2 protein-coding genes are annotated in these 2,919 nt (G+C 72.0%); both read right to left on the reverse strand.

The window, feature by feature from the left end; translation table 11 throughout:
• A partial coding sequence (locus tag J0670_RS34615; RefSeq protein WP_207816384.1) for a type I polyketide synthase occupies positions 1–2,004 on the reverse strand: 2,004 nt, incomplete at its 3' end.
• A gap of 424 nt (positions 2,005–2,428) precedes the next feature.
• Positions 2,429–2,919: hypothetical protein (locus tag J0670_RS34620; protein WP_207816385.1), on the reverse strand; the 491-nt coding region annotated here is incomplete at its 5' end.

Genomic DNA, 2,919 nt, shown 5'->3' on the forward strand with positions numbered 1-2,919 from the left:
GGCCGCCAGCGACACCATGATCGCCCACAGCACCGGCTGCACCACATCCGCCGCGTCCAGACCCGGAGCACCCTCCGCCCCGGCCAGCACGTCGGAGAGCTTCCAGTCCACGAACGGCGCCAGCGCCGCCTCACACTCCGCCAGCCGCGCCGCGAACACCGGACTCACCGACGCGAGTTCCCGGCCCATACCGACCCACTGCGCACCCTGACCCGCGAACACGAACGCCGTCCGACCACCGGTCCGGGCCACTCCCGACACCACCGAAGCAGCCGGAGCACCCAGGGCCAGACCCTCCAGGCCCGACGCCAGCGCGACACGGTCGCCACCGACCACTACGGCCCGGTGCTCGAACACCGAGCGGGTCGCCGCCAGCGACCACGCCACATCCGCCGGCACCAGCCCCGGACGAGCCGACACCCACTCGCGCAGACGGCCCGCCTGCCCGGCCAGCGCCTCCGCCGTACGGCCGGACACCAGCCACGCGGCCGGCCCGCCCTCGACCACCACGGGAGCAGCCGGAGCCGCCTCGGCCTCGACGGCCGACTCGTCCACGGTCTCCGCGCCCTCGGCACCCTCGGCGTCCCCGGCGGACGCCTCCGCGGCCTCGCCGTCCTCGGCCGGGGCCTCCTCCAGGATGATGTGGACGTTGGTGCCGCTCATGCCGAACGACGACACGCCGCCACGGCGCACGTGCTCCCCGGCGGGCCACGCCACCGAGTCGGCCAGCAGCTTGACGTCGCCGGCCGCCCACTCCACGTGGGGGGTCGGCTCGTCCACGTGCAGCGTCTGCGGCAGCCGCTCGTTCTGCAGCGCCATCACCATCTTGATCACACCGGCCACACCGGCGGCCGCCTGGGTGTGCCCGATGTTCGACTTCACCGACCCCAGCCACAGCGGCCGGCCCTCCGGCCGCTCCTGGCCGTACGTGGCCAGCAGCGCCTCGGCCTCGATCGGGTCACCGAGCGTGGTCGCCGAACCGTGCGCCTCCACCACGTCGACCTCGTCGGCGCGGACCCCGGCGTTGGCCAGCGCCGCACGGATCACCCGCTGCTGCGACGGACCGTTGGGCGCCGTCAGACCGTTGGACGCACCGTCCTGGTTGGCCGCCGAACCGCGCATCACCGCCAGGACCTTGTGCCCGTTGCGGCGCGCGTCCGACAGTCGCTCCACCACGAGCACGCCGACGCCCTCGGCCCAGCCGGAGCCGTCCGCCTCCGCCGCGAAGGACCTGCAGCGCCCGTCCACGGACGTCCCGCGCTGCCGGGAGAAGCCCACGAAGACGGACGGGCTGGAGATCACCGTCGCGCCGCCGACCAGGGCCAGCGAGGACTCGCCGGAGCGCAGCGACTGGGCGGCCAGGTGCAGGGCCACCAGGGAGGACGAGCACGCGGTGTCGATGGTGACGGCCGGGCCCTCCAGGCCCAGGGTGAACGCCACCCGGCCGGAGGTGACGCTGGTCGCGATGCCGGTGAGGAGGTGGCCCTCGGACCCTCCGCTCTGCGCCGCCGGGTCCGTGCCGTAGCCCTGGCTGTAGGCGCCGGCGAACACGCCGGTGCGGCTGCCGCGCAGCGAGGCGGCGTCGATGCCCGCCTGCTCCAGCGCCTCCCAGGACACCTCCAGCAGCAGGCGCTGCTGAGGGTCCATGGTGACCGCCTCGCGCGGGCTGATCCCGAAGAAGCCGGCGTCGAACTCGGTGGCGTCGTACATGAATCCGCCGTGGCGCGCGTACGAAGTGCCCGGGTGGTCAGGATCGGGGTCGTACAGGTTCTCGAGATCCCAGCCCCGGTCCTGCGGGAACGGGCCGATCGCGTCCGAGCCGTCGGCGAGCAGCTTCCACAGCTCCTCGGGGTTCCGCACCCCGCCGGGGAAGCGGCAGCCCATGCCGACGATCGCGATCGGCTCCTGGCTCCGTTCCTCGACCTCAGCGAGGCGACGGCGGACCTGGCGCAGATTAGCCGTCACGAGCTTCAGATAATCGCGGAGCCTGTCTTCGTTGGCCATTAAATTCCGCCACCCCTGCTTGCCGAGGATATGCCAATTCCGGATCTGCACAGCCGCGGTGCGGGATTACCGCGGAATGACGCAAAAATCGGGATTTCCCAATACCTGCAAAAGATCGAGCCCACCAGCCACAGGAACGTATCCAGCCCCGTTGGGCGGTGCAAACGTGGCAGTTGAACACTTGAACCGGCCACCCGTGCTCGGAATCGAGGAATCCGACACTCGATCCACCGGTCCGCACGGGAGCCGGATTGCATTGAATACCACGGCGGGCTATTCAGGTCCAGTGGTTCGTCCGGCGGACCGCCCGGTGACCGTACGGGCCCGCTCGCAGCGCCCGTCACGGACACGGAGGGTGGCGGCCGGCCGCTGCGAGCCGGTCACCACCCTCCGTTCCTCCGCCGGACCACCGTCCGGCCGTGCCTCAGAGCGCGCTCTCCCCGCGCATCCACTGCCCGAGCGTCCGACGCGGGTACCTGACCACCACGTCGCCGGCGCGAAGCCGCCCGGTCACGTTCACCCGGAGCTCGACCGGCTCGTGCCCGTCGGACTTGGGCACGCGGATCTTGAGATCGCCCCCGCCCACGTTGAGGTCGTGGGTCGCCACCACGATGCCCGGCCGGACCACGATGATCAGGTCGCCGCCGATGCTCAGGTACACGTCCAGGTCGAGGGTGTCATGGCTGATCACCGCCTGGGTGAAGTCGAGCTTGACGTCGCCTCCGTGCATCCGCAGTTCCAGTCGGCGCGGAACCTCCCAGGGGCCGCTCCGCCGGAGGGTGCCGAAGCGCTGGTTGATCTCCACCACGTCCTTGCCCCGTCGGCCCGCCTCGGCGCGGGGAACGGGGGTGGGCGCGGGAAGGGGGGAGACCGGCAGGTCGCGGGTCAGCCTGGCCAGTTCGCCGAACGTGCGGG

It is taken from the genome of Streptomyces sp. FH025 (assembly GCF_017427025.1).
GTDB lineage: Bacteria > Actinomycetota > Actinomycetes > Streptomycetales > Streptomycetaceae > Kitasatospora.